Consider the following 14,467-nt stretch of genomic DNA (forward strand, 5'->3'; position numbering starts at 1 on the left):
CTCCGAAAACCGAGTTTCGCTCTGAATGTGCAAGCGCTTACATTGCCCATTGCGCGCGCGTGCCACAGCCAATTCTGCGAGTCAAATGTTGCATCATAAATCTGCTTTAGTGTGAAATGTCACCCTCCGGCCACGCGCAATTCACCTTCCGCTGCGGGCCCCGCGCCCTTCATCCCGAGCTGGTCACGAGGACATCCTGATAGGCTGCCCGGCCGTCGAAGACGTTCACTCCCACCTTGCCGGAGGACAGTGAGGCGTCATCGACGGACAGGATGTCGGCGCCGTCGAGTTTCACGGTCAGCCGCTCCCCCGCCACCCCAGCCTCCAGCCGGTAACTGACCCCGTGGCTGAGCAGCAGCGGGACACTGGCCAGGACGCTCCCGGCGGGATTGAACACCCCGTTCTGCAGCTTGAAGATCCGGGCAAGCCGCAGGTTCGGGTCCAGGTTGACGTAGTACGCCGTGGCGCCGTCGTCCGAAGCACGCAGCAGCACCGAGCCGGCGCCGCCGTAGCCGCGCCCCGGCACCTGGTCGCTGGAGCGCATGGCCCCGGCGTAGGGCCCGCCGCCGAAACGTACGGTAGCAGCCACGCGGACGTCCGAGTACGTGGCGGCGCTCATGGCCGTGGAATCCTTGTCGAACGTGCCGGCCAGCCCGGCCCCGGTGCTTTCCCAGCGGCCTCCGGGAACCACGGAGTAGGAACCCAGGTTGTGACGTGCGGCGCCTGTAGCTGCCGGCAGGACGTCCGACGGCGGCGCGGCGGTAAGGCGCGAGGTGTCCGCCAGCTGGTGTACTTTGACGGACACCAGCCGGGCATTGCCGCCGCTGGTGCTGAAGGACAGTCCGGTGGAGGACGGATCCGGGAACACCAGGGAAGTGATGGCTGCCGTGCCGTTTCCGCCGAAGAGTTCAACCGAGGATGCGTCCACCAGTGCCCGCAGCTTGACCCGCCGCTCGGTGCCGCCTCCGGAAGCCGGCACGGTCTCGGAACTCCACGGTGCGCCGGAGTTGTCCGCAGCGGTTCCGGCGAAGTACCGGGTGAAGTCCTTCCGGCCGGATTGTCCTCGGTCCAGCATCATGGCGCCGGAGCCTGCCTCGTAGCGGAGGAGGGTTTCCTGGGCGGTGCCGCCGGATGCGTCGCCGGCCGGTCCTTTCCGGAGCGCGAAGGTGAAGGCCGAGGCACCGCCGGAGGACGGGATGGCCACCTCGGCTTCCAGTTCGAAGGACCGCCCCGAGGCTGAGGCCAGCGGGTTGGCTGATGCGGGGGTAACGGTGATGTCCGACGCCTGCCATGTGGACGTGCGCAGCCCGGCCAGTTCGGCCACCGGTTCCTGCGCCAGCCGGAGCCCGGAGCCCGGCATGTCCTTCAGGCCGAGCTGCCGCGGGACAGTCAACTGCCCGTTCCAGCGCCCGGTGGGCGGGCTGAAGGCATAGTCCCAGTTGCTCATCCAGCCCAGCATGATGCGCCGGCCGTCCGGAGCGCCGAAGAAGCTCATGGCTGCGTAGTAGTCACGGCCTGAATCGGCCTGCAGCACCTGCTCCGGGCCGGTGTCCGCGCTGAAGGACGTTCCGTTCCACGTCCCCGTCACGTATTGCGCCGAGGAGCCGTTGGTGGGCCTGACGGCACCCGTGCTCCACCAGAGCACCCAGCGTTTCACGCCCGGCTGGCCGTCCACCGGCAGCTCAAAGAAGTCCGGGCATTCCCAGACCCCGCCGCGGACCCAGTCGCCGTAGCCGAACGAGCTGGTGAACGTCCAGTTGATGAGGTCTGTGGAGGTGTGGAAGCGCAGATGGTCACCGCCCGCCACCACCATGATCCACTTGCCGGCGGCGGCGTCCCAGGTGACTTTCGGGTCCCGGAAATCCCAGCTGCCGTCCGGGCCGCCCGGGTTCTCCACCACCGGCGGGGCCTGCACGATTGACCACGTGCGGCCGTGGTCCTTGCTGTAGGCAGCGCGCACGGACTGGTTGCCGTTGGCGGCATCGTGGTTGAAGCTCGTGTAGAACGCAACCAGCCCCTGCCCGCCGTCGAACAGTCCGCTGGAATCGGTGGCATCCACTACCGCGGAGCCGGACCACGACTCACCCGCCGCCAAATGGGGCAGGGCGATGGGCAACTGCTTCCAGTGCAGCAGGTCGCTGCTGACGGCGTGTGCCCAGCGTCCGCGGTCCTGGTGGAAGAGGTGGTATTCGCCGTCGAAATACACCAGGCCGTTGGGGTCGGAGCTGTTCCCGGAGTTCTGGCTGTAGTGGTAGCCGGGCTGGTAGAGGCCGTTCATGTACGTCTCCACATTGTCCGCGCGGACGTTCTGGAAGTAGGCACCCCCGCCACTGGCGCGCAGCCCGAAACCGGTGCCTGCCGCGGATCCGGCGGGTCCGGAGACGGCCTGGACGCCGTTGATCAGCGCCGCAGCCTGCGCCCCGCGGACGGTCAGCTGGACGCGGTTCAGCTGGTCAGTCGCGAAGCTGTCCGGAGGCACGGCCCCGCTGGCGAGGACGGTTCCCGTGCCGCGGTCTTTCAGAAGCACCGTTCCGGCGCCCGGGTCCACCCTGAGTTCGGTACCGCCGGTGCCGTCCGGCGCGCTCCGCACCACGACGGCGGCTGTTGCCGGGGCGGCAACGTCCAGGTCCAGGGACGCGACGACGTCGGACGCTACCGCCGGGACGAAACGCGCGGCGTCCGCGCCCGCAGGCAGGCCGTCCGACGCGCCGCGAACGCCACGGACGTCGGGTTCCCAGCTGCCCGCGGCGGTGCGCCAGCCCTGCAGGGCGGTGTCCAGGCCCTTGAGTGTCATGCCCTGGAACAGGGTGGTGCCGTTGAAGGCGAGGAGGCCGACGTGGCCCGAGCCGTGGGCTGTGTCCGCCGCCGTGATGGCCGGGGCGAAGCCGTTCGGATCCAGCAGGTCGGTCTGCCAGTGCACGGCGAGCTGCCCGCCGTCGGCCGTCACCCGCAGCCGGTACACCGCGTTGACGGTGATGTCCGTGGCGTAGGTGCCCAGGGTGGCGTTGTCCTCGATCCGGTAGAGCCGCAGCCTGCCGGCGTTGGCGTCCACTTCGGCGGCGTACCCGGTTGTTCCTGCGGCGTTGGCACGGAACAGGACGGCGCCCACCGCGTACGCGGACGTCACCTGGATGTCGGCCGTGAAGTCCGTGACCCGGGGCGCCTGGTCCGTGGCGACGGCCCTGAGGTTGGCGCCGGCCGGCGCAGCACCCCGGAAGCCCGTGGCCGTGGCGGTCCACCCGGTCCCGTCCGCCTGCCAGCCGCTGACGTTGGCGTCGATGGTGCGGACCCGGGGCTGGCTGAAGCTCACTGAGCCGTTGTAGGCGTGCAGGCCCACGTGGCCGCCCTGGTACCGCTGGTCCGAGGTGTCGATTCGGGCAACGCCGTCCACTGCCACGTAGATCCGCGCACCGTCCACGTGGATGTCCACGGAGTACGCTCTTCCCGTGTCCAGCGGCACGGGGACCGGCGGCGCCACGTCCTCCCCCGTGGCCAGGTCGAAGAGCCGGACCCGGTCCAGGTTCGGATCGATGGTGGCCGCGTAGCCGCTGCTGGCATCGGCCGCGCCGCGGAACACCAGCGCCCCCACGGCGTAGGGGCTGCCGGAGTCCACGGAGACGTCGGCGGTGTACCTTGCGGTGCCGTCGATGCGCTGTTCGCTGATGGCGGCGGCGTTGTGGTCCGCGGGAGCGACGGCGGTCTGCCCGCCGTCGGACGTCCGGGTCCAGCTTCCGCTTACGGGCACCGTATCCGGCAAGGGGCTGGTGGTGCTGCCCAGGGTGATCGGGCCGTTTGGGGCAAAACCGTCCGGGACAGCCCGGGCGGGCGGGGCCAGCATGGCCGGGGCGAGGACGGAACCGGCCAGCGTGCCAAAGCCGAGCGCGGCCGCGGTGAAACCTGCAACTAACCTTTTGGACATTCAGATCGCCTTTGATCTTGGAGATGCTCTTGATGGGGATGACAACCGGCATCGACTGCTAGGGGAAGAGCTGGCGCGGGCCGGCGAAGACTCCTTCCATCCGCCAGGCGTCCATTTGCAGCAGCCGGACCGTTCCGGCGGCTGAGAGGCGGACCGCTTCGCCACCGAGGGTCGGGTAGGTGCGCGCGGTCAGCGGCTTCCCGTTGGCGAAGATCTCCAGCGCCGAGCGGTCCACCAGCACGCGCAGGTGGAGCCTGCCGCCGGGGAGGTTCACCGGGCCGGATTTCTGCCCGGTGTCCAGGGTCCGGTCCAGGCTGCTGCGGGAGCGGTCCAGGAGCACATACGACTGGGCGAATCCGCCGCTGCCCACGTCGCAGCCCACCTCGATGACGGTTTCCTCGGCTGGTTCCGGGTCCTGGGCCGGGCCGCTTCCCAGCACGCCCAGCCGGAAGACACTCCCCGGCTCCAGTTCGAGGTCCAACTCCAGGTCCAGCTGGTTTCCGGACACCCCGGCCAGGATCTCGCTGCCGCCCAGAGTGCGCGGACCGACGCGGACATGGTCCTGCCGCAGCGATTCCAGCTCGGGAACGGGAGCAAAGGCCAGCTCCCCGTCCGGATCCAGGGTGGCCACCCGGGGCAGGCTCATGACGCCGGACCAGCCGGCCTCCACCATCGCGGCATCCGTCCGGCCCTCCTGCAGCCAGCCGAACATGATCCGCCGCCCGGACTCGTCCGCAAAGGACTGCGGGGCATAAAAATAGCGGCCGCCGTAGTCCAGCCGGTGGAGGTCCCGCGGCGTGTACGAATCCCCGGCGTAGCGGCCGGTCCAGTAGAGCGGGTGGCGGGTGTCGCCGTCGTGCCAGGCAGAGAAGACCAGGACGTCGGTGCTGGCCTCGGGGCCGGTGCTTTCGCCACCCGGCACCGGATCACCCGGCACCGGATCACCCAGCACCCCGCCGCCCGCACGGAACAGGTCCACGCATTCCCACATGGTGCCCTGCCAGTCCGCGTCGGCGGGATCCCCGGAGGCGGCGTCGCCAATGAACAGCGGGCCGATGTAGTCCCAGCGGCGGAGATCGGAGGATTCGTACAGGAACGCCGTACCGCCGCGGCCCCGGATGCCGGACCCCACGAGCTGGCGCCAGCGCGCGCCTTCCCGCCACACGCAGTGGTCGCGGTAGGCGGTGATGTCCACGCCGGCGGGCGGCGCCGGAATCACGGGGTTTTCCGGTGCCTTGGTCCAGCTCAGGAGGTCCGGCGAGCCGACGGCCACGCAGGGGAGTTCACTGGCCCCGAGCCTGCCGGAGTACACCAGGGTGGGCGTGCCGGCGTCGTTCACCAGCACCCCGGACCAGCAGCCGTCGGCGTCGGGCCCCTCGGACGGTTCCAGCGCCACGGGCTCGTCGGTCCAGTTGACCAGGTCCGGGCTGGTGGCGTGCCCCCACAGGATGCGGTGGTGGAAGGCGCCCTCCGGGTTGTACTGGTAGAAGAGGTGGTAAGTGCCGTTCCACTGGCTGACACCGTTGGGGTCGTTGAGCCAGCCGGCTGGCGAGACGAAGTGGAAGCGCGGCCGGTGCGGGTCTTCCTCAGCGCGGCCCACGAGTTCGTCCTGCGGCACCGTGGCCAGGGGGTGGGTCAGTTCGGTCATGCTGAAGCCTTGTTTTCTGTGAGGGGTTCGGCCGAGAGCGCGTGGCTTGCCGCCGTGGCCGGGGGCCGGTAGAGGTGGCAGCGAACCCAGTGTTCGTGGCCGGGATCGCCCACCCGGTGCCGGACGGGTTCGGTGGCGGAACAGCGCTGCTCCGGGTCGCCGTCGAACGCGCACGACGCCGACTCCATCACCGCTGCGCGGAGCGCCGCACGCTCACGGGGGTCGTAGGATCCGGTGCGCGCGGGGTCCGGCACGGCCGAAACCAGCAGCCGGGTGTAGGGGTGGGCGGGGTTGGCCAGCAGGTCCAGCGATTCGCCTTCCTCCACGAGTTCCCCGGCAAACATGACGGCGATCCGGTCTGCCAGGTAGCGGGCCGAAGCGAGGTCGTGGGTGATGTAGAGCATGGAAATGCCCTTCAGGTCCCGCAGCTGGCGCATCAGGTTCAGGATGCCGATCCGCACGGAGACATCCAGCATGGACGTGGGTTCATCCGCGAGGATCACGTCGGGTTCAACAGCGAGTGCCCGGGCGATGGCCACGCGCTGCCGCTGCCCGCCGGAGAGTTCGTGGGGGTAGGAGTTGAGCATGTCCGGCGTGAGGCCCACGGTGGTCATCAGCTCATCCAGGCGGGTGCGCAGCTGGTCTGGCGTCCCGGCTTTGCCGTGCAGGGTCAGTGAACGGGTGAGGAAGTGCTCGATCCGGTGGACCGGGTTCAGCGAGCCGAAAGGATCCTGGAACACCATTTGCAGCTGGCTCCGGTACTCTCTGGACGCCTGGAAGCGGTCCCTTTTTAGCACGTCTGTGCCATTAAGCAGGATCTGCCCCTCGGTGGGCTTTTCCAGCCGGGCTATGCAGCGCGCCAGGGTGCTCTTGCCGGACCCGGACTCCCCCACGAGGGCCACGATTTCGCCCTTCCGGATGACCAGGTCCACGCCGCCAAGGGCACGGACCGAGGCCCGGGAGAATAGGCCGCCGCTGGAGAAATCCTTGACCAGGCCCTTCACCTCGAGGGCGGGAGCTGTCTCAAGGGCCGGAGCTTCTGTGTGCGCGCTCATGATGATGCTCCTTGGAGGACGGCGGCCTTCTGGTCTTCGGGAAGGGGCGAAACAAAGTGCCCGGGCGAGGCTTCCTGGAGGTCGGCGATGTTGCTGAACTTCACGCCGTCGGCCAGTCCCGTCAGGGGCACCCGGGGTCCGGTGAGCGGCGGGAACGCGCCCATGAGCGCCTGCGTGTAGGGGTGGAGCGGGGCGGCGTGGATGTCCTTGGCCCTGGCGGTCTCCACGATCCGGCCGCCGTACATCACGGCCATCCGGTGCGAAAGCTCCACCATGAGCGACATGTCGTGGGTGATGAACAGGACGGAGAAGCCCAGTTCGCGCTGCAGCTCCTTGATCTGGGCCATGATCTCCTGCTGCACCACCACGTCCAGCGCGGTGGTGGGCTCGTCCAGGATCAGCAACGACGGCTTGAGCGCCACGGCCATGGCAATGACGGCGCGCTGCCGCATGCCGCCGGAGAGCTGGTGCGGGTAGGACGTCAGCCGGGCGGGGTCGATCCGAACCAGCTCCAGCAGCTCGGCTGCCCGCCGCAGCGACTCCTTCCGGGTGTAGCCGGCATGGGTGGTGTAGATATCCACGATCTGGTCCCCGATGGTCATCACCGGGTTCAGCGAGTTCATGGCCGACTGGAACACCATGGCCACGTCCTGCCAGCGGAAGCGGCGCAGCTCCTCCGGGCCCATGGCCAGGACGTCCCTGCCGCCGAAGCGGATGCTGCCGCCGGCGATCTCCGCCGGATCGCGCAGGAGCCGCATGATGGTGTTGGCGATGGTGGATTTGCCGCAGCCGGATTCCCCGGCCAGGCCGAAGATTTCGCCGGTGCCGATGCTGAAGGACACGCGGTCGACGGCGGTGGTGGAGCGGGTGTCGCCGCGGTACTTCACGGTGAGGTCCTTGATGTCCAGGACCGGTTCGTGGGAACCAAAGGAGGTCTGGGAGACGGTCATGCCGATGCTCGCTTTCCGGGTTTGGCTGACTTGGAGGCGGGCTTGCGAATCTTCCGCACCTGAATTTTCCGCAGGCGCGGATTGGTAACCTCGTCCACGGCGTAGTTGATCAGCGACAGCGAGAACGCCACCAGCGCGATGCACAGGCCGGAGGGGATGAAGACCCACCAGCTGCCGGTGAGCAGGGCGCCTTCGTTGCCGGCCCAGTAGAGGTTGTTGCCCCAGGAGACCGTGCTGACGTCGCCCAGGCCCAGGAACTCGAGGCCTGCCTGCGCGCCGATGCCGTAAATGATGCAGGCCAGGAGCGTGCCCATCACGATCGAGGCCATGTTGGGCAGGATTTCGCGGAACATGATCCGCAGGGGCCGTTCGCCGGTGACCACGGCCGCGGCCACGAAGTCCTTGGAACGGATGGACAAAGCCTGCGAGCGCAGCACCCGGGCGGATCCGGCCCAGCCGGTGACCACCAGGACCAGGATCACGGTGCCGAGGCCCGGCGGCAGGAACGCGGCCAGGATCACCAGGAGCGGGAGCCCCGGCAGGAGCAGGAATACGTTGGTGGTGAGGGACAGCGCTTCGTCGATGAATTTTCCGAAGTACGCCGAAGCCAGGCCCACCAGGATGCCGATGAACGTGGAGGCAAAGCCCACCGTCAGGCCCACCAGCAGCGAGCTGCGTGCGCCGTGGATGGTCAGGGCCAGGACGTCCTGGCCCTTGGCCGTGGTGCCCAGCCAGAATTCGGCGTCGGGTTCCTGGGACGCCATGCCCGTGATCTTGGACGGGTTGTCCGGGTACAGGACGGGGGCCAGGAGCGCGAGGGCGATGAAAATGAACAGGATGGCCGCGCCGGTCATGGCCTTTTTGTTCGTCAGCAGCCCGTGCAGCAGGCTGCGGTTGGGCCTGCGGACGGAGGGTCCGGGCGGGAGCCCGGCGCCGCCGTCGTGCGTTCCGGCAGCGCTACCGGGCAGGGTGCCGCCGGCGAGGGTCTCCCCCGGCAGGGTGGAAGCGGTGGTTGCGATGGACGTGGTCATGGTCCGTCCTTCCTAGTTGGCGCGCACGCGCGGGTCGAGGCGGACGTAGAGGATGTCCACCAGGAAGTTGGCCAGCAGCACGGCCGCGGTGATGGTCAGGAAGAGGCCCTGCATCAGCGGGTAGTCCAGCCCCTGCACGGCGTTGAGGAGCTGGTAGCCGACGCCGGGGTAGGCGAACACCACCTCGGTCAGCAGCGCACCGCCCACCACGAAGCCCAGGCTCATGCCGAAGCTGGTGACGGACGGCAGCATGGCGTTGCGGGCGGCGTAGCGGAACATGATCCGGCCGGGGCGGAGGCCCTTGGCTTCGGCCATGTTGATGTAGTCCTCGGCGTTGGTGGCGATCATGGTGTTGCGCATGCCGAGCATCCAGCCGCCCACCGAAACGAGCACGATGGTGAGGGCCGGCAGCACCAGGTGCATCCCGACGTCGGACATGAACTCCCAGCTGAAGGCGGGCTCAATGGTGTCGCTGAACGCATGCCGGATGGGGAACCAGCCCAGCGTGACGCCGAACAGGTAGAGCGCACCCATGGCGAGCCAGAAGTACGGAAAGGACCCGATGAAAATCAGGATCGGAGGGAGCGCGGAGTCAATGGCGCCGCCGCGCCGCCAGGCGGCCAGGATACCCAGCAGGTTGCCCACGACGGCGGCGATCACCAGTGCGGTCCCGCCCAGCAGGAGCGTCCAGCCCACCTGGGAGGCGATCACTTCGGTGACCGGGGTGGGGAAGCGGGAGATGGAGACGCCCATCTGGCCGGTGACCATGTTGTGCAGGTAGTCGACGTACTGCTCCCAGATGGGCCGGTCGTCGACGCCGAGCAGTTTGCGCAGGACCTCGATCTGTTCGGGCTGCATGCGGTCCTGGGTGCGGGCGAACATGCGGGATACGGGGTCCCCCGGCATAAAGCGCGGGAGCAGGAAATTCAAAGTGATGGACACCCAGAAGGCGATCAGGTAGAAACCAAGGCGGCGCAGAATAAAGCGCACGGTTTCCCTCCATTCGGGAAGTGCGGAAAGTTTTGGGGAGCACACCCGGCGCCGGGAACAGCGCCGGGTGTGCAGTTTGGCGGAAGGCCTGCGGCGGCCCTTACTTGGCCGGAGGGCCTGCGGGGCCCTACTTGGCCGGTTCCAGCGAGGTCAGGACCAGCACCGTGGTGGGCGCCCGGACCGACAGGGTGGCGTACGGGTTTTCTTCCGTGGGCCAGCCGGTGAAGCGGGTGTTGTTGTAGGCGCCCCATTCCGGGCCGGCGAACAGCGGGATGGCCGGGGCAACCGCGCTGTACTCCTCCTGGAGCTTGTCCACGATGTCGTGCTGGGTGTCCTCGTCAGCGGCGGCGGCGAACTCGGTCAGCAGGGCGTCGGCCTTGGGGTCGCCGAAGCGGTGGTAGTTCTCAAAGGTCTTCTCCCCCACCGGCTTGACCGTGGCGGTACCCATCATGCCGGCGAAGTACTTGTACGGGCTGGGGTCGTTGGCGCTCCACACGATGCCGGAATCGAAATCGCCGGTCTCGTAGCCTGCCACGACGGCGGCCCAGTCCGGGGAATCAACCTTGGCCGTGACGCCCACCTCGGCGAGGTTCTGTGCGATCACGTTGGCCACGGAAAGCCAGTCGGAGGACGCGGCGCCCACGGAGATCTTGAATTCGAAGGGTTTGCCGTCCTTGAGGGTGCGCTTGCCGTCCGCGCCCTTCGGGTAGCCCGCTTTGTCCAGGAGCTTGTTGGCCTCATCGACGTTGAGCTTGGTCCAGTCGCACTTGTCCTGGACGTCCTTGTTCTTCCACGTTTCGTAGTTCCCGGAGAGGCCGGTGCAGTCCGCCGGCTTGGTGTAGCCGCTCATGCCGATCTTGGTGACCTGCTCGCGGTCCACGGCCATGCTGAGGGCCTTCCGGACGTCGGTGTCGTTGAACGGTGCCTTGGCGGTGTTGAGCTGCCAGTTGATCATGGAACCCGTGGGCGGGAACCAGTACTTGCGGTGGTCCGGGTCCTTGGAAATAAAGGTCTTCTCGATGTTGGGCATGTACTGCGGAGCCCAGTCCACATCGCCGTTGGCGGCTGCGAGGTTGGCGCCGTCGTTTCCGGCGAACGCGAGCATCTTGATGCCGGCGATCTTCTGCTTCTCCGGCTGCCAGTAGTTGGGATTCTTCTTCAGCACGAAGGACTGGGCTTGGAACGTGTCCACTTCGGTGTACGGTCCGGTGCCCACCGGCTTTTCGTTGGCGTCCTTCTCCGGGTCGGCAATCTTGGACCAGACGTGGTCCGGCAGGATGCTCAGCTGGCCGAGGTCGAACAGTGCCGGGGTCCAGGCCGTCTTGAAGCTGAATTTCACCTGCTTGGTGCCCTCGGCCGTCACCGTCTCCAGGTAGTCGTAGCCGCCCTTGATCTTTTTCTGCAGGGCGAAAGTGGTGACTACGTCGGCCGGGACCAGTGGCTGGCCGTCGGACCATTTCACGCCGTCGCGGAGGGTGAACGTGATGGACTTGCCGTCCTCTGCAGCTGTCCATTCGCTGGCCAGCCACGGGGTGGTGTCACCCTTGGCCGGGTTGTAGATGAGCAGGGACTCGTAGATGGCCTGCTGGGTCATGGGCGCCACGGTGGGGGCGAACGGGTTGAAGTTGCGGACAAACGTGCCCATGTCCTCGCGGGGAATGGTCAGGAGCGCGCTTTGGGCCGAGGCGTCAGCTTTGGCGGACCCGCTGTTGCCCGCAGTGGCGGAGCATCCCGTGAGCGCCAAAGCGCCTATGGCCAGGCCGGCCGCCGCGATGCGGGCAGACCTCAGGAATCGTGGTTGTGTCATGATGGATATCTCTTTCCTCGTCTTCGCTGTTGAAGGTGAAGGTGTGGTTGGGGTTGCTGTTCAGTAGTTGATTTGCCGTCAGACTGAATAGCGTTCTAGCAGCGGACAGTCGACCATTTGCTGATGTGCGGTGATCGGCTGTCCGGCTGTAAGGCTTGCGAGTGTCTGGACACCCAGCGCACCCATCTCCTCGAAGGGCAACGCAACCGTGGTCAGTTTTGGCCTGAGGTAGGCCGCAATGAGTTCCTGGTTGTCGAAGCCGATCACGGCGATGTCTTGGGGGATGGCGAGCCCGCGCTCCTTGATGGCGTCGTACGCGCCCATAGCCATCCGGTCGTTGAGGCAGAACAGTGCGGTGGGCCTGTTCTTCCGGTCAAGGATCCGGCACGCGGCCTCATAGCCGCCGTCCGCCGTCGCATGCCCGCTCACGACCAGTTCCGGGTCCAGTTCCAGCCCGGCGGCGGTGAGTGCTTCGCGGCACCCCTCCAGCCGTCCGACGGCCGCGGGAATGTCCGGGTCCAGGTTGATGACGCCGATTCTGGTGTGGCCCGCCTGGAGCAAACGTTCGACGGCGACACGGCCGCCGGCGCGCTCGTCCGGGACGATCGAGGGCAGTATTCCGTCAGCATCGAAGCAGTTGATGAGGACCGTGGGCACCTCCCTGGCGATCTTCGGGACATGCACGCCACGGTGGTACGTGGCCGCGTACAGAAGCCCTTCGACCCGCTGTTCCAGCAGCTTCTCGATCGCGGCGTCTTCCATGCCCCGGTTGGGCCCTGCAGCGTCGGCCTGGTCCGAGGGCGCGATGAGCAGGAAGCGGCGGTCCAGCCAGGCCTGGTCCTGGGCGCCTTTGATGATGTCGACGGCGAACGGTGCCGTAACAATCTCGGTCACGATGCCGTACCAGTCGCTGCGCTGCGAGGCGAGGGCCCGGGCTCCGGCGTTCGGCCGGTACCCGAGGGCCTGGACGGTCTCGAGGATGCGCTGCCTGGTCTCTTCGGAAATGCTGGCGTTCCCGCGGTTGCTGAGGACGAAGGACACCGCGGTGCGGGATACACCGGCAGCCTTGGCCACGTCCGCCATGGTGACACCGCGCTGGGCAGTGGCCGCGGCAGGCTTCCGCCCTTGGGCCGTGCCCGCCGCTGTGGGGGTGCTGTTCGCCATCGAATGCTCCGAAATCCGGCCGGGACTGGCCGCCGAGGCCAGTTGGGACTTGTTACTAACGCGCGTTACTTCGAGCGTGTGATTTAGGTTACGCGCGTTACTTGGATGCTGTCAACGGGTAATTTCGGGAAGTTCCCGCGGCTGCCGTCGAAGCAGCGGCGGCCCAGGTCGCCAGGCTGACAATTCCCCCCGCCGCGGTCATTTCCCCCGCGGCTTTAGAGGGGATTCGTCCATTAGCCGGGGATTTGTGCGGGATGCGTGGCGGGGTGGGTGACGCCGGCCCGCACATCAGCCGCGACTGCGCTTAAAGAAGAAAAGCACCAGTTCCGAAGAACTGATGCTTCCCAGTGGTGGCTCCGACCGGCGTCGATCCGGTGACCTTTCGATTTTCAGTCGAACGCTCTACCAACTGAGCTACAGAGCCTAGGTGACATGTCACCTTGAGAACCGGAATTTCTTCCGGCGCTCAGAGCGACCCTGACGGGACTTGAACCCGCGACCTCCGCCGTGACAGGGCGGCGCGCTAACCAACTGCGCTACAGGGCCTTGCTATTTTCTTGCTGTCTGCAGTATCGCTACTGCAATTTTTCAAGGCCTTTAGCCTACCAGACTTTTTCATCCGGTTTGACCACTTCCTTGCGTACCCCCAACGGGATTCGAACCCGTGCCGCCGCCGTGAAAGGGCGGTGTCCTAGGCCGCTAGACGATGGGGGCCTGAACTCAATCCGGCTCATTCAGGGCAAAAATAAAGGGCCGAAGCCTTCCGTTTCCGCCCTTTCGAGTTGCTCCGAACTGGACTATAAAAGTGTAGGGCAGACCTTGGGAATATCCAAAATCGGCGTGTTCCGGGTGCAAGATGGACTGATGGATGCCGTCGCCGCCCTCAATGAGATCGCGTTCTGGCTGGAACGCGAGCTGGCCCCCACGTTCAAGGTCCAGGCCTTCCGGAAGGCCGCCGGCATCATCGCCGCCCTGGATCCGGAGGACGTTGCCGCCCGCGCCCGCAACGGCCGGCTGAAAAGCATGAAGGGAATCGGGGACCGAACCTTCGAGGTGATCCGGCAGGCGGTCGACGGCGCCGTCCCCGACTACCTTGAGGGCCTCCGGCAGCGCGGTCAGCAGCCGCTCGCAGACGGCGGCGCCGAACTGCACTCCGCACTTCGCGGGGACCTCCACAGCCACAGCGACTGGTCCGACGGCGGGTCCCCGATTGAACTGATGGCGGACGCCGCCCGCACCCTGGGCCGGGAGTACCTCGCCCTGACAGACCACTCCCCCAGCCTCAAAATCGCGAACGGGCTGAGCGCCGAACGCCTCACGGAGCAGCTGGATATTGTCGCGGGCATCAACAGCGGCTTCAACGACGACGACGGCGGAGGCTTCCGCCTGCTGGCCGGCATCGAGGTGGACATCCTGGAGGACGGGACCCTGGACCAGTCCGCGGACATGCTGGACCGTCTGGATGTTGTGGTGGCGAGCGTCCACTCGAAACTCCGTTCGGACCGGAGCACCATGACCGCCAGGATGCTGGGCGCCATCAGCGATCCGCACATGAACGTCCTCGGCCATTGCACGGGCCGGCTGCTCCAGGGATCCAGGGGAACGCGGCCTCCATCCGAGTTTGACGCCGAGCGGGTGTTCGCGGCGTGCGCGGAACAGGATGTCGCCGTCGAAATCAATTCGCGCCCCGAGCGGCAGGATCCGCCGGACGACCTGATCCGGCTCGCCCTCGATGCGGGCTGCCTCTTCAGTATCGACAGTGACGCCCACGCACCGGGCCAGCTGGATTTCCTCCAGTACGGCGCAGCCCGCGCTGCGGCAAACGGCATTCCCGCGGAACGGATCGTGACCACTTGGCCGCTGGACCGGCTGCTGGAGTGGGCGGGGCGCGGAAAGTAGTACG

At 67.2% G+C, this 14,467-nt stretch carries 9 protein-coding genes and 3 tRNA genes; 1 reads left to right on the top strand and 11 read right to left on the bottom strand.

The features are described from left to right. Nucleotides 1-169: 169 nt before the first annotated feature. The 11 genes from RW112_RS07265 to RW112_RS07315 all read right to left on the bottom strand — a co-directional run bounded on the left by RW112_RS07265 (nucleotide 170) and on the right by RW112_RS07315 (nucleotide 13,278). A complete protein-coding gene (locus tag RW112_RS07265) occupies nucleotides 170-3,919 on the bottom strand; it encodes a glycoside hydrolase family 32 protein (protein ID WP_317781109.1) in 3,750 nt (1,249 codons plus the stop codon). A 58-nt stretch (nucleotides 3,920-3,977) separates the two neighbouring features. Continuing rightward, nucleotides 3,978-5,567 (bottom strand): glycoside hydrolase family 32 protein, encoded by a 1,590-nt coding sequence (locus RW112_RS07270; RefSeq protein WP_317781110.1) that lies wholly within the window; start codon nucleotides 5,565-5,567, stop codon nucleotides 3,978-3,980. Then, nucleotides 5,564-6,622: an ABC transporter ATP-binding protein gene (locus RW112_RS07275; RefSeq protein ID WP_317781111.1), complete on the bottom strand. Its 1,059-nt coding sequence runs from the start codon at nucleotides 6,620-6,622 to the stop codon at nucleotides 5,564-5,566. The genes RW112_RS07270 and RW112_RS07275 overlap by 4 nt, the downstream gene beginning before the upstream one ends. Then, nucleotides 6,619-7,572, bottom strand: coding sequence for an ABC transporter ATP-binding protein (locus RW112_RS07280; protein WP_317781112.1), 954 nt, complete (start codon nucleotides 7,570-7,572; stop codon nucleotides 6,619-6,621). The genes RW112_RS07275 and RW112_RS07280 overlap by 4 nt, the downstream gene beginning before the upstream one ends. Beyond that, nucleotides 7,569-8,603: an ABC transporter permease gene (locus RW112_RS07285; RefSeq protein WP_317781113.1), complete on the bottom strand. Its 1,035-nt coding sequence runs from the start codon at nucleotides 8,601-8,603 to the stop codon at nucleotides 7,569-7,571. The genes RW112_RS07280 and RW112_RS07285 overlap by 4 nt, the downstream gene beginning before the upstream one ends. A 12-nt stretch (nucleotides 8,604-8,615) precedes the next feature. Beyond that, nucleotides 8,616-9,593 (bottom strand): ABC transporter permease, encoded by a 978-nt coding sequence (locus tag RW112_RS07290; RefSeq protein ID WP_317781114.1) that lies wholly within the window; start codon nucleotides 9,591-9,593, stop codon nucleotides 8,616-8,618. Between the two features lie 127 nt (nucleotides 9,594-9,720). Further along, a complete protein-coding gene (locus RW112_RS07295) occupies nucleotides 9,721-11,400 on the bottom strand; it encodes an ABC transporter substrate-binding protein (RefSeq protein ID WP_317781115.1) in 1,680 nt (559 codons plus the stop codon). Nucleotides 11,401-11,478: 78 nt separating this feature from the next. Continuing rightward, nucleotides 11,479-12,564, bottom strand: a complete 1,086-nt coding sequence (locus tag RW112_RS07300; RefSeq protein WP_411709874.1) for a LacI family DNA-binding transcriptional regulator — start codon at nucleotides 12,562-12,564, stop codon at nucleotides 11,479-11,481. Nucleotides 12,565-12,912: 348 nt separating this feature from the next. Next, nucleotides 12,913-12,988 (bottom strand) — tRNA-Phe (locus RW112_RS07305). Between the two features lie 48 nt (nucleotides 12,989-13,036). Continuing rightward, nucleotides 13,037-13,110 (bottom strand) — tRNA-Asp (locus RW112_RS07310). Nucleotides 13,111-13,205: 95 nt separating this feature from the next. Continuing rightward, a tRNA-Glu gene (locus RW112_RS07315) sits at nucleotides 13,206-13,278 on the bottom strand. A gap of 150 nt (nucleotides 13,279-13,428) precedes the next feature. Between RW112_RS07315 and RW112_RS07320 the strand changes: the two genes are divergently transcribed. Next, nucleotides 13,429-14,463 carry a PHP domain-containing protein gene (locus RW112_RS07320; RefSeq protein WP_317781116.1) on the top strand — a complete coding sequence of 345 codons (1,035 nt, stop codon included), beginning with the start codon at nucleotides 13,429-13,431 and terminating at the stop codon, nucleotides 14,461-14,463. The last annotated feature ends 4 nt before the right edge of the window (nucleotides 14,464-14,467 follow it).

Source organism: Arthrobacter sp. B10-11, from assembly GCF_033142195.1.
Classification (GTDB): Bacteria; Actinomycetota; Actinomycetes; order Actinomycetales; family Micrococcaceae; genus Arthrobacter; species Arthrobacter oryzae_C.

Coding starts and splice junctions, on each gene's coding strand:
- RW112_RS07285 (WP_317781113.1), bottom strand. CDS start 8,603: ATGACCACGTCCATCGCAACCACCGCTTCCACCCTGCCGGGGGAGACC.
- RW112_RS07265 (WP_317781109.1), bottom strand. CDS start 3,919: ATGTCCAAAAGGTTAGTTGCAGGTTTCACCGCGGCCGCGCTCGGCTTT.
- RW112_RS07270 (WP_317781110.1), bottom strand. CDS start 5,567: ATGACCGAACTGACCCACCCCCTGGCCACGGTGCCGCAGGACGAACTC.
- RW112_RS07300 (WP_411709874.1), bottom strand. CDS start 12,564: ATGGCGAACAGCACCCCCACAGCGGCGGGCACGGCCCAAGGGCGGAAG.
- RW112_RS07320 (WP_317781116.1), top strand. CDS start 13,429: ATGGATGCCGTCGCCGCCCTCAATGAGATCGCGTTCTGGCTGGAACGC.
- RW112_RS07295 (WP_317781115.1), bottom strand. CDS start 11,400: ATGACACAACCACGATTCCTGAGGTCTGCCCGCATCGCGGCGGCCGGC.
- RW112_RS07275 (WP_317781111.1), bottom strand. CDS start 6,622: ATGAGCGCGCACACAGAAGCTCCGGCCCTTGAGACAGCTCCCGCCCTC.
- RW112_RS07280 (WP_317781112.1), bottom strand. CDS start 7,572: ATGACCGTCTCCCAGACCTCCTTTGGTTCCCACGAACCGGTCCTGGAC.